At 38.2% G+C, this 18,219-nt stretch carries 20 protein-coding genes; 3 read left to right on the plus strand and 17 right to left on the minus strand.

The window, feature by feature from the left end; genetic code table 11:
* Window position 1 precedes the first annotated feature (1 nt).
* From DWZ03_RS05585 to DWZ03_RS05660, 16 genes are all read right to left on the minus strand, one after another.
* Window positions 2-1,705 (minus strand): carbamoyltransferase, encoded by a 1,704-nt coding sequence (locus DWZ03_RS05585; RefSeq protein ID WP_120129145.1) that lies wholly within the window; start codon window positions 1,703-1,705, stop codon window positions 2-4.
* Window positions 1,705-2,910: an MBOAT family O-acyltransferase gene (locus DWZ03_RS05590; RefSeq protein WP_120129147.1), complete on the minus strand. Its 1,206-nt coding sequence runs from the start codon at window positions 2,908-2,910 to the stop codon at window positions 1,705-1,707. Before DWZ03_RS05590 ends, DWZ03_RS05585 begins: the two co-directional genes overlap by 1 nt.
* Window positions 2,907-4,799: an alginate O-acetyltransferase AlgX-related protein gene (locus DWZ03_RS05595; protein ID WP_243634945.1), complete on the minus strand. Its 1,893-nt coding sequence runs from the start codon at window positions 4,797-4,799 to the stop codon at window positions 2,907-2,909. Before DWZ03_RS05595 ends, DWZ03_RS05590 begins: the two co-directional genes overlap by 4 nt.
* A gap of 91 nt (window positions 4,800-4,890) precedes the next feature.
* Window positions 4,891-6,036 carry a hypothetical protein gene (locus tag DWZ03_RS05600; RefSeq protein ID WP_120129151.1) on the minus strand — a complete coding sequence of 382 codons (1,146 nt, stop codon included), beginning with the start codon at window positions 6,034-6,036 and terminating at the stop codon, window positions 4,891-4,893.
* Window positions 6,036-6,908, minus strand: a complete 873-nt coding sequence (hxsC, locus tag DWZ03_RS05605) for a His-Xaa-Ser system radical SAM maturase HxsC (protein WP_120129153.1) — start codon at window positions 6,906-6,908, stop codon at window positions 6,036-6,038. The genes DWZ03_RS05600 and hxsC overlap by 1 nt, the downstream gene beginning before the upstream one ends.
* Window positions 6,905-8,314: a His-Xaa-Ser system radical SAM maturase HxsB gene (gene hxsB, locus DWZ03_RS05610; protein ID WP_120129155.1), complete on the minus strand. Its 1,410-nt coding sequence runs from the start codon at window positions 8,312-8,314 to the stop codon at window positions 6,905-6,907. Before hxsB ends, hxsC begins: the two co-directional genes overlap by 4 nt.
* Entirely contained in the window at window positions 8,301-8,588 is a 288-nt protein-coding gene (gene hxsD / locus DWZ03_RS05615) for a His-Xaa-Ser system protein HxsD (protein ID WP_025073886.1), read from the minus strand. Before hxsD ends, hxsB begins: the two co-directional genes overlap by 14 nt.
* A 3-nt stretch (window positions 8,589-8,591) precedes the next feature.
* Window positions 8,592-9,107, minus strand: coding sequence for a hypothetical protein (locus DWZ03_RS05620; protein WP_120129157.1), 516 nt, complete (start codon window positions 9,105-9,107; stop codon window positions 8,592-8,594).
* A gap of 1 nt (window position 9,108) precedes the next feature.
* Window positions 9,109-10,005: a peptidoglycan-binding protein gene (locus DWZ03_RS05625; protein ID WP_120129159.1), complete on the minus strand. Its 897-nt coding sequence runs from the start codon at window positions 10,003-10,005 to the stop codon at window positions 9,109-9,111.
* Complete coding sequence (locus DWZ03_RS05630; RefSeq protein ID WP_120129161.1) at window positions 10,002-11,444, minus strand: hypothetical protein; 1,443 nt, start codon at window positions 11,442-11,444, stop codon at window positions 10,002-10,004. Before DWZ03_RS05630 ends, DWZ03_RS05625 begins: the two co-directional genes overlap by 4 nt.
* Window position 11,445: 1 nt before the next feature.
* Window positions 11,446-12,702 (minus strand): protein phosphatase 2C domain-containing protein, encoded by a 1,257-nt coding sequence (locus DWZ03_RS05635; protein WP_120129163.1) that lies wholly within the window; start codon window positions 12,700-12,702, stop codon window positions 11,446-11,448.
* A 15-nt stretch (window positions 12,703-12,717) separates the two neighbouring features.
* Window positions 12,718-13,461, minus strand: coding sequence for a vWA domain-containing protein (locus DWZ03_RS05640; protein ID WP_120129165.1), 744 nt, complete (start codon window positions 13,459-13,461; stop codon window positions 12,718-12,720).
* Between the two features lie 10 nt (window positions 13,462-13,471).
* Window positions 13,472-14,749 (minus strand): serine/threonine protein kinase, encoded by a 1,278-nt coding sequence (locus DWZ03_RS05645; RefSeq protein ID WP_243634946.1) that lies wholly within the window; start codon window positions 14,747-14,749, stop codon window positions 13,472-13,474.
* Window positions 14,750-14,758: 9 nt separating this feature from the next.
* Window positions 14,759-15,121 carry a TerY-C metal binding domain-containing protein gene (locus DWZ03_RS05650; RefSeq protein ID WP_120129170.1) on the minus strand — a complete coding sequence of 121 codons (363 nt, stop codon included), beginning with the start codon at window positions 15,119-15,121 and terminating at the stop codon, window positions 14,759-14,761.
* 292 nt (window positions 15,122-15,413) lie between these two features.
* On the minus strand, window positions 15,414-15,698 hold the full coding sequence (locus tag DWZ03_RS05655; RefSeq protein WP_227741065.1) for a hypothetical protein: 285 nt from the start codon (window positions 15,696-15,698) through the stop codon (window positions 15,414-15,416).
* Window positions 15,699-15,722: 24 nt separating this feature from the next.
* Window positions 15,723-15,941: a hypothetical protein gene (locus DWZ03_RS05660; RefSeq protein WP_120129173.1), complete on the minus strand. Its 219-nt coding sequence runs from the start codon at window positions 15,939-15,941 to the stop codon at window positions 15,723-15,725.
* A gap of 300 nt (window positions 15,942-16,241) precedes the next feature.
* On the opposite strand from DWZ03_RS05660, the gene DWZ03_RS05665 reads away from it, so the two are divergent.
* The 3 genes from DWZ03_RS05665 (at window position 16,242) to DWZ03_RS05675 (ending at window position 17,847) form a co-directional block, all read left to right on the plus strand.
* Window positions 16,242-16,517: a hypothetical protein gene (locus tag DWZ03_RS05665; protein WP_240058550.1), complete on the plus strand. Its 276-nt coding sequence runs from the start codon at window positions 16,242-16,244 to the stop codon at window positions 16,515-16,517.
* A gap of 14 nt (window positions 16,518-16,531) precedes the next feature.
* Window positions 16,532-17,053, plus strand: a complete 522-nt coding sequence (locus tag DWZ03_RS05670) for a BACON domain-containing protein (RefSeq protein WP_120129178.1) — start codon at window positions 16,532-16,534, stop codon at window positions 17,051-17,053.
* Between the two features lie 314 nt (window positions 17,054-17,367).
* Window positions 17,368-17,847, plus strand: coding sequence for a hypothetical protein (locus DWZ03_RS05675; protein ID WP_120129181.1), 480 nt, complete (start codon window positions 17,368-17,370; stop codon window positions 17,845-17,847).
* Here DWZ03_RS05675 and DWZ03_RS05680 read toward each other — a convergent pair.
* Window positions 17,844-18,218: a hypothetical protein gene (locus DWZ03_RS05680; protein WP_120129184.1), complete on the minus strand. Its 375-nt coding sequence runs from the start codon at window positions 18,216-18,218 to the stop codon at window positions 17,844-17,846. The two genes, DWZ03_RS05675 and DWZ03_RS05680, sit on opposite strands and share 4 nt — an antisense overlap.
* Window position 18,219: the final 1 nt, after the last annotated feature.

Below are 18,219 nucleotides of genomic sequence, written 5' to 3' on the forward strand. Positions count from 1 at the left end.
ATCACTTCTTTATTAAATTATTACCTATTACCAAAGCATCCAAACCAGAGTTTAAGTAAGTCCTAATTGCATCTTCCGGAGTGCATACTATCGGTTCACCCATGACATTGAAACTTGTGTTCAGCAACATCGGGCATTCTGTTTTTTCATAGAATACTTCAAGCAATTTGTATAGCTTGTTATTATATTCTCTATGTAGAATCTGAGTTCTTGCACTCATATCTTCATGAGTGACTGCATCAAATCCCTTTTTCTTCATCGTGTAGGTGAACATCATGTGTTCGCTTTCCGTTCCGTGTAGTTCCATTATCTCATCTGCATACTTATCCAGTATTACAGGTGCAAACGGACGGAACTCTTCACGAAATTTAATCTTGGAGTTGACCTTGTCTTTCATCTCTGCATTCCTCGGATCTGCAAGAATACTTCTGTTACCCAAAGCTCGTGGTCCGAACTCCATTCTGCCTTGGTACCAACCAACGACTTTTCCTTCATGCAACAGTTCTGTTACTTCATCACACAACTCTGCATCTTTAAGATGCTTGTATATCAATCCATTCTGTTCAATTGCTGCCACTATACGATTATCATTATACTCAGGACCTATGAATGAAGTATCCTCAATCTTACCATTCATCAATAATGAGCAAACCAATGCTGCACCAATAGCACATCCAGAATCATCAGGAGCATAAGGCACATATATGTTGTCAAACAAGTGAGTCTTTAGTAATACACCATTGGCGGCACAATTCAAAGCGCAACCGCCCGAGATACATAAATTGGTCTTGCCCGCTACGTTCTTTGCAGTAACTGCCAACTTACAGAAAATCTCTTCCGTAATTGACTGTATTGCCAAAGCAAGGTTCTTGTGAGATGTGGTAATTTCTTCTCCAACATTTCGTTTACTGATACCAAATAACCTTTCCCACTTCTTGTCATTGACCATCTTATCGGAATACATGAAAGAGAAGTACTTTGTATTGAGCACAATACCTCCATCCTCGTGGATCTCTACAAGATTATCCTTAGTTATACTGACAAAGCGATTTGTTTCTTCCGAATCCTTGTTGCCGTATGGTGCTAATCCCATGACCTTGTATTCATCAGAGTTCACTTTGAATCCCAAGAAATACGTAAAGGCAGAATACAATAGCCCTATGGAGTTTGGATAAATTTGCTGTTGAATCAAAGTAATTTTATCGTTAGACACACTATAAATAGATGTCGTCGAATCCTCACCAACCGCATCCAATACCAGTATTGCAGCATCCTGATATGGTGATAGGAAATATGCGTTAGCAGCATGTGCAAGATGATGATCTACAAATCGAATGTCAGCCTTAACACGACTATAGACTTCTTTCAGCTCTTTCTTTATGGTCTTTCGCATATTCAGTCGTTCTTTGAGCCATATAGGAACAGACTTCAAAAAACGATCATAACTTTTGGGAACATAAACAATACTATCCTTAATGATGCGTTCGAACTTCCTGAATGGTTTCTCGTAGAAAGTAATAACATCCACATCATCTAATGATATTCCTGCGTATTCCATACAAAACTGAATAGCCAAAATCGGGAACCTGTTATCATGTTTCTTCCTGCTGAAACGTTCCTCCAACGCTCCAGCTACGATTTGTCCGTTCACTATTAGTGCAGCAGACGAATCATGATAATATGCAGTTATTCCCAATACGACCATCAGAACTTCATATAAAAGAAATTTATACTTGGATTATTTGCCAATAAGATGTCAAGCACAAAAATTATACTTGTTATTGGAACTTCTTTCAAAATATAGCGATTCGAATCCTTGTGTCTGAATATGATATCCTTGGTAGAACTTCTGTCAGCAAACCATAATGCACACAAAGAAACAAATACTCCAACCACAATAGAATTGTCTATAGGTTGATATTCCGTAACCTTTATAAGACGAAACACAAAATCTTCAATTCCATTAACATCAAACAGTTGCCATAAAAGGATGCAAACCAGAAAGACGAAAAAACCATAGTATCTATTGCCCTTGATATTAAGGTTTCGTTCCATTATTAAGAGTATCGCATGAGTTATTCCCCACACGATAAACGGGATAGACAAGTCATGCCATATTGCACTAACAACAAAAACCAATAAAATATTTAATCTCCATTGCCTTGCTGATATTCTGTTGCCACCTAAAGGGATATAAATGTAATCTCTCAACCAAGTTCCTAATGTGACATTCCATTTCTTCCAGAAATCTCGAAATGTCCTGCTACAATATGGTGAATCAAAGTTCTCAGGAAGATCTATACCTAACAATTTACCAAATGCAATGGCAAAAATAGAATACGCATAGAAATCAAAGAAGAAAGCCACTCCATAACATAAAATGCTACATACCTCATTCAATCCATCATAGTCATCATTGCATAGGATATATAATCTGTCTGCAATGACAAATTTATAGAAACACGCAAAGATGCACATCTTGATTGGAAGATAAAGTTTCTTCAATGTAGGTTTCTTTTTCCCTCTCAGTTGCCTAACAAAATCATCGACTCTATCAATCGGGCCTGCAAATATCTTTGGAAAGAAGAATAGGTAACAGAGAATTTCCAAAGCTGTGTAATCCTTGTAATCACGATATTGGTTTATAATCAAAGATATTGCAGAAAATGCAAATACAGAATAACCTAAAGGAAGGATCAATCCCAATGGACTTTTCAATGTAAAGAATGCCGAAACGAGAATAGCGATGTCAGTAATTACCACAACTTTACTCAGGCTCCTTTCTATGAATTTGGAAGATAACACGATGATAACAGACATAACAAGGAACATCAAGACATACATCTTGACGAAGCAAGTCAATACACCTACACTTGACAACCATATTAATGTCTGATATAGTTTTGTCATTTTTTTAGCTTTATATGGTAGATGCCATCATTGATGCCGAAGACACCTGCAAACCATAATTCATCATCAGAAATGCCAAAAGCAGGATCCCACTCATCACCAAGAGTATGTGTTATCTGTCGGCTTTGCTTCTGTTCCATGTCATAGATAAACAAATCCCAATTTGTATCCTTGTTTCCTGCATAAGCAATGTACTTCCCGGAAGGTGATACCGCAATATCCCAAATATCGTATGGATGCTTTAATACAACGCATTTTTTGCCAGTTGCTACGTCATAGCTTTTAATTACAAAGTGGCTATCTTGTGTTTCTTTCTGAATATAATAGATGTGTCGATCGTCATTCGAGAATACTGGTCGCCAACACTCTACACCATCTTCAAATTGCGTTTGTCTACCTGTTGCGATATCATAAAGTACAATGCAGGGAGTCGTGTGATCCATTGTCCAGGAAGGAAAAGCTATCTTTGTTGCCGATTTATTGACACATGGAATAGCTCCCTTTGCTGGTTTCTTGTTAATGGCAACTTGATGTCCTTTAAAAAAGTCATAGAGAATAACATCTGTATTCAAAGACTCTTGTTTGCCCTCTGTAAACACAAGGTATCTACCATCATTTGAAATCATAGGATGTACCAGTTCGCTAACACCTCTCCACAATTCCTCACGATTACCATTGTTCACATTCAATCTATTTATAGTATAATAGTGCTCTGTTTGAGACTGATACACCATAGTACCATCGGCATGAATCGTTGGATAACGCTCATGATAATTACCCTCACTCAAATAGTCATATCCACCACTTATCGAGCTTAACTTTTTGACAATCCTCTCTGCTATAAGCTGGTGTCCAACTACATTCATGTGCTCATCATGTGTAAAGAATGGAAATGAGTTGGATTGCCTGAACTCCGTTGTCAAATCATAAAGCTCCACTCCAAGAGCATTCGCTACCGATTGGCATAATTTGTTTGGAATAGAAAGGTCAATTTCTTCTTTGCTTATATTGTACTCATCCAAAACCTCCTTCAACAATTCTGGCGAAATCTGTTCTTTTGAAGGGATAAAGATAAGTACCAACTTACCACCGATAGATTCAACTTCTTTTTTGAATTCTGAGATACTTTCCTTGAATGCCTTCTTGTCGGCTTCCTTGTAATCAGACGTTTGTTTAAAGAAGATATTGTTGTCAATATTATCTTCCTTGTTAGGAAAGAATGGTTCCGTCCATCTGCCTAATGGCAACTCATCACTATTGGCTATGTTATACTCGAAGTAGCGATATAGCGCCGACCACTCCATGATGTAATCCTGTAAGGATGGCTGATGTTCTCTGATATTCATAAAGTCGTTAAAAGCTCCTATCTGAAGGAACACAACTTTGGGAGACAACTTTTTGCCCTTGTCTTTGAAATAATTCAACTCATCATAAAGACCAGCACCACTTATACCTGCATTAACTATGACTTTATCGGGAAAGTCTTTATAAATCAAAGAGCTGAACAACTGATTGTATTCTACCTGAGCACCTTGTGTATATGAATCTCCGATAAATAGCCAATCACATTTTTCAATTTTCTGCTCCTGTGAGGATAAATCATCAACCCTATATCCTTGGCAATTTGTCTTGTATCGTGTTACAAATTCAGGATCATTGAACTGTTGGTCGAGATAAGGTTTATTGAAATAGTATTTCCCATGCAGTTCATACAGGTTCGGTATCTCTTTATATGCATACACCATCGTGAAAATCACCTCTGCATGAAAGAGTATGCTCGCAATAGTTACAAGGTTGAATGCCCAAACTTTCAACCTCAAACTACGAACTCTCGAAATGACTAAACCGATACTCACGATAGTTATAGACAATAAAAAAGCAATGACCATACTCTGGTAGTATTGCCATAAAACCATTGGATTCCACAATAGCAGTAGCACCAATAGTAGGTTCATTACTTTCAGTCGCTTTCGAGTCATTCTACATTAAAGATGAAATCTGTGACTTAATCTGATTCTCAAATGCAGTTTTCTCAATGCTTTCCAGTTTCGAAGTGGTTTTCAATACTTTTAAGTTAGAGACGTTGGGCCATGCCATAATGTCCAACAGAAGATCTAATGTTGAGAGATGCAATGTGGCAAACCTATTTCTGTTAAATTCCAACCAGCAGATACCATCTGCCTTTCTCGCTGTATATAGAGCTATTCTACAGGTTTGTATGTTCGGAGTGATATTGAACACATTACATGCTATATAATACATGAGCGACAAACAGGTGTAGGCATAATCCCGTTGAACATCACCTTGTGCCTTTGCGCGAACAGATAGCTTGCCCGTTGTCTTCAAAGTTGCTTTTTTCATTGGCATCTTCAACAAAGGATCTTCAGTCAGTTCTATGCTTACGTCAATACTCTTAGCTGCCTGATTGTATTTGTACTCCAACTCTATAATAAAAGGCACCATCAATGTATTAGAGAATGAGTGAAAAGCATCATCAACTATATGACTCTCGCCATCAATGATTTCTTGTTGCGCTCTTACACTCGCATCATATGCCCTTTTGAAAGAAGCATTGGCTCTATCTGCTTGAGCTTTTTCAATGAGATTGAACAACTTCTGAATCTCATCCCATGCGTCCATACGTTGTTTCTTCACGCTCTCTAAGTTTGCCTTCACAAACTCAGATTCACTAACAGAAGAACTTTGGGGATTGTGAGCCAAATTTCTTGCTTCACTCATAACAAGCTCTTTTGTTTCGTTGTCCGTAGGTTTCTTTATATCCAATGTCTTCCACTGGTATACGCCTTGTGGTTTTACATTCTGCTGAACAGAATACGATGAAGCCAAACGTAATTTGCTCTTCTTTTGTATTGCAGTATAAGCATCCTGTGTATCCTCATACATCTTGAGCATAATGTTAGTCATTTTCTGCTCTGTAGCCTTATGGGTAGAGCTTCGTTTTGCTGTTGACTCGCCTATATCGCCATAGACTGTAAAAAGGTATTCACCATCAGGAGTCAAACGCAAGGTCGCTCTTCCCGACTTGTAAGAACTTAATACAGTGTACGTTTCTGAAAGCAAAACGATTGGCTTTGGCGGTTTTGAATATATTCTGATTTTTCCCATTATTGTATCGCTTTTAATCCTTCGTATGGTTTTATTGATGTTGCGAACAAGCCACAACACATTTCTTTCTTTTTACATTCTTGGCAGATGTCAGGATAGTCGTTCTTCCAATCTGATATGCTCTTTTGGGCAAAATCATGAAAGCTATCGGGCAAGAGGCACAACGGTATGTTATATATACACACATTGTAGCGCCATTCATCCAGAAATTTTACTACATTCAATAGATGTGCAATATAATCCTTCGGCTCAACCCAAATATTTTTAGAATTCTTGATGGCATATCCTGTATATTCCATACCCATGAATGCTATCCATGCAACAAAGGGTAGATTCTTGTGGATAAATTCTGCCATAGGCAATAACCTTCTGTAGTTAAGCTTATTCATTACTATTCTCAGTTCAATACACGCTCCTACAGATGCCAAATTGTACAGTCCTATTATGGTTTCCTCAAAAGCACCCTTTGCTCCTGCAATTATATCATGATCCTTGTAAAAATCGGAATGTAAAGGTATGCCGAAGATGATACGTCCTTCACCAGCTTCCACTAAAGCAGATGTGTAATCTGCATCTTTGAAATTGCGACCATTGCTAAGAATGTGAATATCAGTGTCAGGAAGTTGCTCACGAATATACTTTATGAGAGAGATTAGCTTTTCGCCTAATAAAGTTGGCTCACCTCCTGTAATACCTATTATGGGTAAATCCTTGGGAGCGTTTTGTATGCGTAACAGGTTTTCTTCGTACAACCAATCAATGTCATCAACATTTATCGGTGGTTGACAGCACATCAGACAATGATTGTTACACTGTTCCGTACAGAACAAAGTATTGTCGTTAGATAATATGTCTAATGGTCTTTGTTTCATACCAACCAACTTTTGAATATCGGCATCACCTCATCATGACGCGTTACTATTAATTCTATAATGTACTCGATGATGGCTTTGTTCTTCCTGCATAACCATGAGTTTGGTCTGTAACCATACGTATCACCTTGGGTGGAATAGTTACGTACTGGATCAGCACCACAATACACTCGTATCGGACAATCAGAGCAACCTGCTATCGTCTCGTTACACCATATCTTTCCCAATTCTCTTGCCTTCTGACCATAGACAATATCTTCATATTTGTCATCCACACTTCCCAAGCGGAAAGTGTAGTCATTGAATTCTGCCAGCATACGTGACTCATCTGATGCATATACATAGCCATCATAATTATATACAAGGACAGAATTTATGATGCCTGCTGGTGATTGCAAGTCAACAAAACCTGTACAGAAAGGTGTTAGCATCTTTCGGAGAATGATAGCAGCAAACTCCTCAATGAAAAACTTTCCGTTAAGGTTAAGCTCTATAATGTGATTAAGGGCTTTCTTGTAGAAATCAATGAACTTGTCTGTATATACGTCCCAATCGGAATTGTCTCTTGCAAGTCCGTAAGGATTTAATGCTCTTAGGAAGATGCTGTTGAAGCCTAATCGGTAATATTCATCAACTATCTCAATAGGGTGAAAAACACCTTCTTCCGATGCAGTCATCAAAGCAGAGACTTGGTCATACCCTAATAATTCTCTTGCCTTTGTTATACCGGCAACAACTTTCTCATAACTATCATTCTTGCCTCTGTTTCTATTATGTAGCCATTCAGGACCATCAAGAGATGTAGAAATCAGCACATGGTAAGTTTGGCAAATATCCATTATCTCCTCTGTCAGATTTATGCTATTCGTACAGAGAACGTAATCTATCTTCCTTTTCTCAGTCTTGTTTGTTTCTTCTGCGCGTTCTATGCCATATCTAATCAGCTTGGGTTCCAATGTAGGTTCTCCACCTTGAAACTCCATTGTAAGAAATGGAGAGCGAGACTTAAACATCAACTCCACAGCTTTGCCCATTGTATGAAAGCTCATAGAACAATGCTTGCTTACCTCATCTTGACTTGATGCTTGACAATACACACAATTCTGATTGCAACGAAGGGTTAAAACGAATATATGGAGTGAGGTAAAGTTGTCCAGAAAACCTTTCTTCTCTCTAAGTCTGGTGGCATAGACATTCATCAATGGGGAGAAATAATTGTTTGTTACAAAGAAATTGGCATAAAGGCTTTTGAACAACTCTTCCTCAATAATTTCCTGGTTCACTAAACGGCATGCGGTACCAGTTGGAACGACAATCATGTCTCCTAATTCATTTACCAGAACCTCTTTATTCTTGATCCTGATAAAGTTAAATGGAAGTATGTGATATTTATTAATCGAAATCATTTTCGTCTAAATTGTCAAATTCGCCAAATGCCTTTGCATATAAAATTGTTTTAATGTCCTTGGTCTCTATATTGATGATTTCCCTTAACTTAAAGTCATTCATTTTATCCCAAAAATCGTTGACATCAAAATCATCGTCTGTTTTATGAATTATTGTAAGAATCTCGTAATTGTTGACAAAGGTTCTTGCTATACTAAATTTTTCAGACAATAAATATACAACCTTGGATATGCAAGAGTCCGAATATATATTTCTATCTATTTTTATTTCCATAGGTTATAGAATTTTGGAAAGAACTTCACTGGTGCATACTCCATCTACAGTCATACCATACTTTGCCTGTATATTCCTTATGCATTGCTCCATTCTAAAATCAAAGCATGTCATACCTTTGATTTTAGTCACGTATTGTTTGTCGTATAGACCTTTAGAGTCCAAAATCGCAGCTAACATATCTATGTCAGCTCCATACATTCCTTTTAAGATAGTCCTGTCTCCCAACACCATTTCTATAGGTGACCTAAATGAAGTACATCTGCTTCTTCTCCCTGAATAATGTGAACGGTGAGAATAATGAGAACGATGGCCAGCGATCAAAGTAAACTTACCATTTCCATTTAATTTTATGACGTTTTTTATAATAGATTTCTTCTTACTCGTAACTGTTTGTTCATCATCATTATTTCCTACAGTATACATATAGTCGTTTGTATCTTCTACATCATTTCCCGATATGGAAAATACAGATGCAACTAATAAAGACTTTATCATATTTGATGCTATTTTATTCATGTTATTGTGCCTTTGTTTTTAACGCTTTGATAGTTGCCTCATTAGCTCTTCCTGTAACACTAAGGTTGTTGTATGCTTGGAAGAAACGAACTGCTGTTGCAATATCCTTAGTAAACTCTGTTCTACCATCATTTGTCATAACAATCTTCTTCGGATCAGGAGCGAATCCAGCCTTGGTCAACAAGTTCACAAGTTCTGTCACATCAGTACCCTTATCGGTTGATGATTCTGAATACGATAACTCACGAGTACCAAGGATAACGGTTGTCTTGTTATTATTCCATGACTTCAACTTGTTAATGGTCGTTTGGTCTGCAATACCAGTCTGAGGTAAACCTGCATCCTTTTGAAAGTGCTTGACAGCGGATGCTATGGTAGCATCATAGAGACAATAGCCATCCTTTTCCTTTATCCAAGAGCGGTTGATGTATAAAGCTGTTGCAAGGTAGCCTGTAAGTGAGGTTACGTCACTTCCATGGATACCTGTCTTTAATGTTCTATCACCGATTGAATAATCACCTGCAGTCTTTGGCTTAGGTTTGCTGTAAGAATACGAACTGCTACGAGAACTTGATGAGTAATGACTTGAACCACCTCCGTATGATGAATAATGAGAGTAGTGTGACCTGTGACCAGATCCACCACCGCCACCACCTGAACGATGTGACATGTGCGAACGATGGCTTGCAATGTATTTCACCTCACCATTCTTATCGAGTTTTGCTACATTCTTGAATACCTTTCCCCATGAGCGTTTAGTCTCACCGAAGAAATCATCATTATTGCCAAGGTCAGGCATAAAAGTGGCGGTTTCTTCTGCTTGAGCATGAGTTGGCAATAATGCCGCAGCAGCAGAAAGCAACAATGCCTTTATTTTGTTTTTTGCTGAATTCTTCATTTTTCTTTCGTCTTAATAAGGTTCAACCAATAGTTGTCGGGAGATACAGCCAAAAGTTGATCAAGGTATTTCTTACCGTCCTCCGTTAGATGACCTCCGTTGAACGAAATTATTTCTGCCAGTTGGTCAACTTCTTCTGCTACTGTATTTTGCAGATCTATTTTGGTCTTTTCAATCCAGTCGCTCTTATTCTGATTTGCAGCCAAGTATTCCGTTGGAATAGAATTCATAAGGGCAAGTATCTGTCCGTATTGCTTTCCATCTATCAAAAAAGTTACTTGGTCTTGCATCTTTGCGAAACAAACATCTGCCTGTGACAATGCTTCATCCTTATAAGATGATGTTCTGAAACTTCCGTCATACTGGTTGGAAGCTTGTATAAAACCTGCAATGGCTTTTCCGTAATTTCCATTGGCAAGATAACCGTCTGCTGCTTTCATCCTTTGCTCATAAGCGTTGATTTCGTCAGTAGATACTGCATAAGTTCCGCCATAATAGCCAACTCCGCAGAATATGGCTGCTGGCATTGCTATCTTCAACAGCATCTGACGAAGGCGACTACTATCAGAAACAACGTATGGTGACAAGATTCTGTTCTTTTCTATTTTGCACCAATCATCATACTTAACACCCATTTCACCATATAGACCTTTTATCTCTGATTCCAATTTTTCGATGTCAGACAGTTTATCAGAAGCATAGTGTCCAGACTTGCTGATGTAGGAAGCTGATGGCTTGACAAGTGCGGTATTCAATAGGTTGGTGAAATCTATCTTCTTTGCATCCAATACTTCTTTGACAGAGTTTACCTTCCTTTGTCTATGACTGTTCAAAGTCTTTTCCTTCAGATTCTTGCACCAGTTGTTATCGTTGATACCCAATTGATTGCTGATGACATGAATCTTACCTTCTATCAAATACAGCTGATTCTCTGCTGACGCTGGATAATAAGCAACTGCATCCCAAATAATATCTTTTGGAAGTACAAGAAGGGACTTCAATGCCTCATCATATTCTTTCTTCAACTCTGCTAACATTCTTGGAAGTTTATCCAGTATGTTATCCGACTCGTTTATGTATGGATCAAAGCTATTACTTGAAGGTTCCTTGACGGCTGTCTTTAGTCCTAAGCCGTAGCATATAGAGTCGAACACATAATTGACAACGTCTTTCTTGAACTTTGATTTTTTACTGTAATCTTGCTTAATCATTTCTATTTCTGCAAGATAATTTTTGCCAGACTCGTTGAAGGTATTGTAAATGCGTTGCCCATAACCAGTGGTCAGTACATCTTTCAGAACAACCTTAGTGGCAGGATATTCATCGTAGGCTGAATAGTCAGCAAGGATATTAGCCAACTGAACGGTTCGGATGGGTTCTGTACCATTCGTTTGGATAATATCCTTTATGCCTGTATGTAATTGGTATTTCTTATTCATGTCATATATCGAATTTATACATCGGATGACTCAAAACTCTCAAACGTTTTCTTATTTGTTCAGCAGTCAGAGTTTGGCGCTTTTCCTCCTCCTTATACTCATATAATCCTATTTCGTCATCATAATCTGCATGAGACGATGTTGATGGGAGTTCACTTGTGAATCGGTTATACTTGGTAGCTAGTTCTCGTTTGGAAATAAACAGTCGTTCAATATCTGTCTGAGCATACTGGGCCTCTATCAATTCCTTCTTTGTATAAAATTTAAGAGGAGAGTATTTCGACATCTTAGCTTTTGCAACCAGAATTTTCTCATTAACAGCAGCTATCTGTTTCTCCACGTTGCTTCTTTGCCATAGTATGAGCTTAGGTAGAATGAATTCTAATTCCTTTTCGTCATATAGGCAAGCTACAGACATATCGTCCTGACTTCCAATCTTGCTTAACTGCGGAAGCGTATCTTCTATTTCTTTCTGTGCATCATTGTTTGACGTGTTAGCAATGAGCTTCAATATCTGAATATAGAAGTTCGCCTGATTGTATGACTCTCCGAAAGAGTCGTCCAATCCATCAGAAGCAAGGAAAACAGCTACGGGATAATCTCCATTGCCTTGATAGCAATAGCGGAATTCAGATAGCGCATCTGTATCACAAATGGATGTTGTCTTATTCAGAAAACATCGTTCATCCCAAGGGATAGGTTCTTTCCAATTACCATCTCCATCAAAAGAGAAACACTTCCCATCTCCGAGATGGAAAGCAAACCAGTACATTGGTGTTCTGACATAACACATCAATGTACAGCCATATGTCTTGTCTATGGAGTGAAGATCTTGTGGGTCAGTAATCAACTTAAGTTCTTCATCGGTAAATGGATTTTCTTTTGCATGTTGTTCTACCATAGTTCTCCATCCGAATATGATTGACTTAAACAGCTGGTTCAGTTGATCATCCACTTTACTGTTCTTTCGTAGATTCTCTTCTTTGCGCTCGGTAGTCAACGCCGATACTGCTGTAAATGGTTTTCCCTCAAATATGCTGGAATCTATATTTTCAACAAATCCCATTACTTTCTTGAAAGTACATTCAACTATTGTCTTTGAACCGACATCACTTCTGAAATACCTGCTGCCACCATGTCCATCACTCAAGACAGCCACTGCAATACCATTGTCAGTACTACACATTGCATAGTCCTGACATACTTTACCTGTTGCTTTATGGCTTTCTCCTTGACAAAAATGAACTAATTTCTCCATCAAAGAAACCTTGGTTTAATCCCAATCGTCGTAATTATCAGTAGAATTCGCAGGAGTAGCCTCTGACTGAGCTCCGTCAATATCCTTGGTTGCTTCGGTTACATCCTTGATAACCTGTTCCTGCTTTGTGGTATCGCCAGTAGTACTGCTCTTGCTACCAATCTGAGAAGAGGTAACGGCTACAACTCGAATGATTTGCTTTAAGGCATCAATATTGTGAACTGTAAATACTGCCTCATTCGTTCCAGTGAACTGAGTGAGAACATCCTTGTCTGCATCATCACCAATGGCGATAGCTATCTTGATCGCATTCTTGAACCAGTTGTTTGCCTTCAGTTTTGACAAACCTCCATAGAAATCGTCTGTAGGACCACCATCAGAAAGGAGAATAATTGCAGGAGCAAAACTTCCGCTTGGAGTCTGCATAAACCCATTGCGAGAGAGTTTTGTGTTGAGCTCCTGACAAGCAGCACCAAGTGAAGTTAGACCACTTGCACTTACATCCTGCCATACAAACTCTGATGCAAGCTTTGGCTCGTCATAAAGCCAGTTACAGCCACTTGAAAACTCAAGAGCTGCTACCTTGATTTCGGCATCTGGATTGGATGCAGAGATCTCATCAAGCATAGGAAGTACGTTCTCAACAGCATCATTAACGGCACCAATCTTGTTACCTGTCATACTACCTGATGTGTCGATTACAAAGAAAAGTGTCATTGTTCTGCGTGGGACACTTACCACGTCATCTAAAAGTCCCATTGTTTAAAAATTAAATATTTGTTATTTCTCCTCGATAAGGAATCTCACGGATTTTAAACATTATTTTCAATCCTTCTTTTACAGGCATAATACCTTGCGATTCTACGGTCTTTACCTTGCCACTTGGCGTTTCGACCGTCCATTTGTCTGATGAGATATTCCTAATTATCAATACGCCATTGACATCTTTTGAAACAATTGCATCTGGCGTATTATCGTTATCAATAAAGATTTCGGTCTTATCTGTGAGAGGCAATGATCTGTTATTGATAAACAGACGCTTGGAAATGTCAATGTTGCATCCTCGGTTGATACACTTGCCAACGGCTCCATTGGTTTCAACAAAGGTCTCTTCTTTACAGGTAGGACAGATGACCAATTGATCACGAACCCGTGAAATGATCTTCTCCCAATTCTGTTCAATCATTCGTTTCTCTGGATTATGTAGATAATCCTGACTGAACTCACGTTCGAAAGTTTCACGAAGGATAGATGGGAATACAAACCAACGTTTGATGACATTCTGATGGATTCCTCTCACAGGACGATTAGTATTATTTGTCGGATCATAAATAAAGATGGCTTCACTTCCATAGAACTTACGCTCATAGCTTTCCGTCATACAAGGACATGCAATGACTCGTTCTCCTTCAAATGGGTGGTTAGCGTAGAAGAGCATAAACAGAATGACAGAAAGCGAGAATCTGTCGCTTCTCTTGTCTGGAATTCCACCAGCAACAATCTCAGGGGCCATATAACGAGCCTTACCCATAATGCCAGATTTCTCGCCCTGAGGCATTACGTTGTCATTATCACAGATTAGCACATCGCCATTGGTTGGGTCTATGAAGAAGTTGCCATCGTTTAGGTCTTGATAACTGTAACCACAACGATGAAGCATCATGAATCCGTCACAAATCTTCATAGCTGCAGCCAACATTGCTGTAAAAGACTTGAAACAAACCTTGGCGAGCAAGTAATTGCCGAACTCATAGTAATTCTTTGGTCTCAGTTGCATAACATAACCAAAGCTACCAAGTTGACGGTTTGTCAAATGCTCTGGCCATAGGAATGCATCAGAAGGAGCACCATTCATGATGTTCTTTTCGAGATTTCTGTAAAACTTCTCGTCTGGTGCAATCAGATACCATTTTAGAACCTTTTGTTCGCCATTCAAATCTACGAGATAGACAACACCTTGTCCCCCTCTACCTAATTCCTTGATGATGGTTACACAACCTCCATTCGTGAGAGAGATTCTTGTTCCTTTTGTCAAATCTGCCATCATATTTCAATTTTAATAATCTCCACCTTTTAAGTCAACCTGTTCTACTGATACCACATTTCCACTCGTTCCACAATTGGGGCATGTAACATGTTCCTGTCCATGGTAGCAGAAGAACTTGTTGCATGATGAGCAAACGATATGTCGTTTTTCACCACAATAAGGGCATCCTGGATATTCTGTATCCAAAATTATATTGCCCTTGACTTTAGTTCTGCCATAGCCTTCTCGTTGTGCTTTCTCTTTGTCAATCTTGAAAGCCCACACGAACTTGTATTGACCGGAACAAATCTTATCGACTGTTATACCGAAAGGTTGTTTTGTTCGTTCACAGGCTGCCATTACAGCAAAAGCTTCATTGCTTAATGTTGTCATAATCTGCTATAAGTTATACTTTTTTGAGGTAAAAGTAATTACTTTTCCTCAAAGCAACAAGATTTATACGTATTTTCCATTAAAAATTTTGGTACTGATACACATATCTACACTGGAAAATCATAGAAAGGCTGGAGTCGGGAAATCCTCGAACCAAAGATAATATTCTTTGTTTGTATTATAGAAGTTATTATATTTGCGCTGTTTTACAGAAAGGAATGACATTATGGCATAAAATTAGCCCTGACAAAGCAGTAACTCTGTCAGGGCGTCATCCTAAAAAGCAGTTAGTTTAATCGTAAAGAAAACGAACGTTGCGTGTAATATATGCACTTAAGCCTGCACCACTCTTTGCAAGACGTTTCATTTCTTCCACGTTTTCCCTTCCTGCTTTGTTGTAGCTATAAGAATATGGTTTGCCGCCTTTAAACCACACGGTTATACGTGTAGCCTCAATCTCATAGCCAACGACTGGAGAGTTACCTCTCAAATTAGCATAAGGACTCATAAATACCTCCTTTCTGTCTTTAGTGGCAACATGTTTCAGGTTGCCGTTATACACTTGAATAAATCCCATTCCTACTCCCAATAGGTTTGGGATTTATTCGCTAAAATCAAATGTTACATTCCCTGGATTGGCTGATGCAATATTTTTGCAATCATATCCAGATAATCCACCTGCGTTTTTGATGGTTAGCTTTGCCTTTGTTGCTACTCCGTTTTCAGCAATATTCTTTAAATCATACGCTGAAAAATCTTTTGCACTAACGACAATATTTCCACCTGCAGATGCAATGTTCTTTAAATCGTAAGCTGTCATTGTTTTTTTTTTTTTTGTAAAATAGAAACAATTATAAAAATCTCGTATCTTCAGGTTACAGGGGAAGAAGTCTATAAAAGCCTGTCTACATATCCTCACGGACTTGTTGGCTTAGTAGATGAGCCAAATTGGATACAAAAGTTTTAAACTTCCGCTACTTATGTTATTACAAATCCTGTGCCAAAATTTAATGAACTATACGACTTCTTTACAATTACGTTATATATTCAGTATCAATCATTAAAATTACTGAATATGAAATTGGATGAAAACATTTTGAAGACTTGTCAAGGGCTTGTTATGAATTGTAATTGTAAGGTTCTTATCCTTGACGTATTAGATGAACATCGTGTATTCCTTGTGAATGATGTACACCTAAAGACACGTGAATGTCGATATAACGAAGTCCGTGATGCACAAGACATCACTACTCTTGTACTGAACATCGGGCATAACTTTGTAAACGGTATGACCGAACAAGCCTTGCTTGAACGTACCCAATCTATCCATAAAGAAGATTTCAAGTTTGGCACCGATAATTACTTGTGGATAACAAAAGTTGATTTAAATAGATAGTAATATTGAGTATTATGCAAAAGGATTTTATTACAGTAACTCCCGATAGTGGGAGTGGAAATAGAACTGTTACTGTTGCTGCTGAAGAAAACACAGGAAATTCAAGAAGTTCTTCTATAGCTATTTCCGGTGGCGGAATGACTCGTACGATTACGGTGAATCAAAAAGAAGCCGATAAAGACTTGGTTGATGGGACATATTGGGGTGAAGCCTATGACTATAATATTCAGTCACGAGCTGAAAGGGTTGAATTTACGGTAAGCAATGGAGTAAAACGGTTTGCGATTGATTTGTCGCAAGACCCATTACCGATTGAGCCAAATAGAGAACCAGATAAACTTCGATGGGTAAGTTTTGATTTGATAAGTGACACTGAATGTACTAATGGATTTTTGGAAACAGAAAATTATCCGGAAATTCAAAATGACGATGGCTTCCCTATTCAGGTAAATAGATATTCTAACAAAGTGGAGATTATTGCTTCCCCGTGGCTTGATGGAGAAAGTTATGAACTGACATTTGAATTTCCCCTTTAATGCCATTTTAGCATAGAATAAACGGCTCTTATTCTTTTCATTTGGATAAAATCAACTATCTTTGCCACAGCCTTTCGAGGCAATGACATTGTTGGTAATTTACAAGGAAAGTGCCTTGATACTCGAAGAATCGCCAATTCAACAAAAGTACAAACAAGGCACAGAGGGCAACCTATATCAAGTGGGCTGCTCATCTGTGTGTTTGTACAAGCGTTTGGCGATGCTTTCGAGTATGCACAGGTGGCAGTCCCACTTTCTTTATATAACGTAATTTCTCACTGGCTGTCTGAGAAAAACTCGAAAATTTCGCCATTATGAAAAAGTATTTCGTTCTGTTCACGTTACTGCTGATTGCAGTGGTGTCAAATGCACAAGAATCAATAACCGATTCTTTAGGTTGTTATGAAAGTTCCAGTGTCAAATTTTGTTCCTATAAGGAAGCCTATCTTAAAAATGATATGGCAGGTGTCGTTAAACTTGATGAATTTGAAGTCAGTTATGACAAATTAGGGAAATCATATACTGTATATGTCAGATTTGATTCAAGTATAGTAAATGCAGAAGTAAAATACGTGCGTGGCTCCGTTTCAGAGGGGTATCTATATGACGGTGTTGTCAAAAACAGTAGAGACCAAGAAAAGGTTACTGTATTTTGTAAAAACAAATTAAGCCTCTATACTCAAAATCATGGGGTGGCTTCTAAAAATACCATTAAGGACTATGAAAAAGAGGGTATCAACCTTATTTTCCCAAAAACATATATAATATCCTCTGTCGTTCCTATCAAGAACTAAAGTTGTTTTAAAATTGAATTAAATCCCCCTAAATTAGCCGGACTAAGTTCCGGCTTTTTTATTAGTCCATTTTTAGAGTCTATAAGCAATGGCAATGCCTCTGCGAGTAACTTCTTAAATCCACGTTTTGTTTTCGCTTTTGACGACTTATAGAGGTGGTTTAATACGGTAAACTTGTAACCTTTGCCGAGCCAGTCCCAAGTGAACACATATTGCTGTGGAATATCCCCAATAGACAAGTCGTTGAAATACGTGTCAATGATTAGTTGCACACCTTCAGTCCTTATGGCTACTGCTTCATCGAACATTTCGATGAAGGGAACGACGATTGTTCCAAGTTTAAATTCTGTTGGTTCTTTTCTTCTTTTCATC

This window comes from Bacteroides sp. AF29-11, from assembly GCF_003602895.1.
Lineage (GTDB): Bacteria > Bacteroidota > Bacteroidia > Bacteroidales > Bacteroidaceae > Bacteroides > Bacteroides uniformis.

What these genes read in the sequence shown, in the direction of transcription:
- DWZ03_RS05665 (WP_240058550.1), top strand. Translation starts at nt 16,242, where the DNA reads ATGAATTGTAATTGTAAGGTTCTTATCCTTGACGTATTAGATGAACAT.
- DWZ03_RS05675 (WP_120129181.1), top strand. Translation starts at nt 17,368, where the DNA reads ATGAAAAAGTATTTCGTTCTGTTCACGTTACTGCTGATTGCAGTGGTG.
- hxsC (WP_120129153.1), bottom strand. Translation starts at nt 6,908, where the DNA reads ATGAAACAAAGACCATTAGACATATTATCTAACGACAATACTTTGTTC.
- hxsB (WP_120129155.1), bottom strand. Translation starts at nt 8,314, where the DNA reads ATGATTTCGATTAATAAATATCACATACTTCCATTTAACTTTATCAGG.
- DWZ03_RS05600 (WP_120129151.1), bottom strand. Translation starts at nt 6,036, where the DNA reads ATGGGAAAAATCAGAATATATTCAAAACCGCCAAAGCCAATCGTTTTG.
- DWZ03_RS05630 (WP_120129161.1), bottom strand. Translation starts at nt 11,444, where the DNA reads ATGAATAAGAAATACCAATTACATACAGGCATAAAGGATATTATCCAA.
- DWZ03_RS05655 (WP_227741065.1), bottom strand. Translation starts at nt 15,698, where the DNA reads ATGGGATTTATTCAAGTGTATAACGGCAACCTGAAACATGTTGCCACT.
- DWZ03_RS05645 (WP_243634946.1), bottom strand. Translation starts at nt 14,749, where the DNA reads ATGATGGCAGATTTGACAAAAGGAACAAGAATCTCTCTCACGAATGGA.
- hxsD (WP_025073886.1), bottom strand. Translation starts at nt 8,588, where the DNA reads ATGGAAATAAAAATAGATAGAAATATATATTCGGACTCTTGCATATCC.
- DWZ03_RS05680 (WP_120129184.1), bottom strand. Translation starts at nt 18,218, where the DNA reads ATGAAAAGAAGAAAAGAACCAACAGAATTTAAACTTGGAACAATCGTC.
- DWZ03_RS05660 (WP_120129173.1), bottom strand. Translation starts at nt 15,941, where the DNA reads ATGACAGCTTACGATTTAAAGAACATTGCATCTGCAGGTGGAAATATT.
- DWZ03_RS05595 (WP_243634945.1), bottom strand. Translation starts at nt 4,799, where the DNA reads ATGGTCATTGCTTTTTTATTGTCTATAACTATCGTGAGTATCGGTTTA.
- DWZ03_RS05585 (WP_120129145.1), bottom strand. Translation starts at nt 1,705, where the DNA reads ATGGTCGTATTGGGAATAACTGCATATTATCATGATTCGTCTGCTGCA.
- DWZ03_RS05635 (WP_120129163.1), bottom strand. Translation starts at nt 12,702, where the DNA reads ATGGAGAAATTAGTTCATTTTTGTCAAGGAGAAAGCCATAAAGCAACA.
- DWZ03_RS05620 (WP_120129157.1), bottom strand. Translation starts at nt 9,107, where the DNA reads ATGAATAAAATAGCATCAAATATGATAAAGTCTTTATTAGTTGCATCT.
- DWZ03_RS05640 (WP_120129165.1), bottom strand. Translation starts at nt 13,461, where the DNA reads ATGGGACTTTTAGATGACGTGGTAAGTGTCCCACGCAGAACAATGACA.
- DWZ03_RS05670 (WP_120129178.1), top strand. Translation starts at nt 16,532, where the DNA reads ATGCAAAAGGATTTTATTACAGTAACTCCCGATAGTGGGAGTGGAAAT.
- DWZ03_RS05590 (WP_120129147.1), bottom strand. Translation starts at nt 2,910, where the DNA reads ATGACAAAACTATATCAGACATTAATATGGTTGTCAAGTGTAGGTGTA.
- DWZ03_RS05650 (WP_120129170.1), bottom strand. Translation starts at nt 15,121, where the DNA reads ATGACAACATTAAGCAATGAAGCTTTTGCTGTAATGGCAGCCTGTGAA.
- DWZ03_RS05625 (WP_120129159.1), bottom strand. Translation starts at nt 10,005, where the DNA reads ATGAAGAATTCAGCAAAAAACAAAATAAAGGCATTGTTGCTTTCTGCT.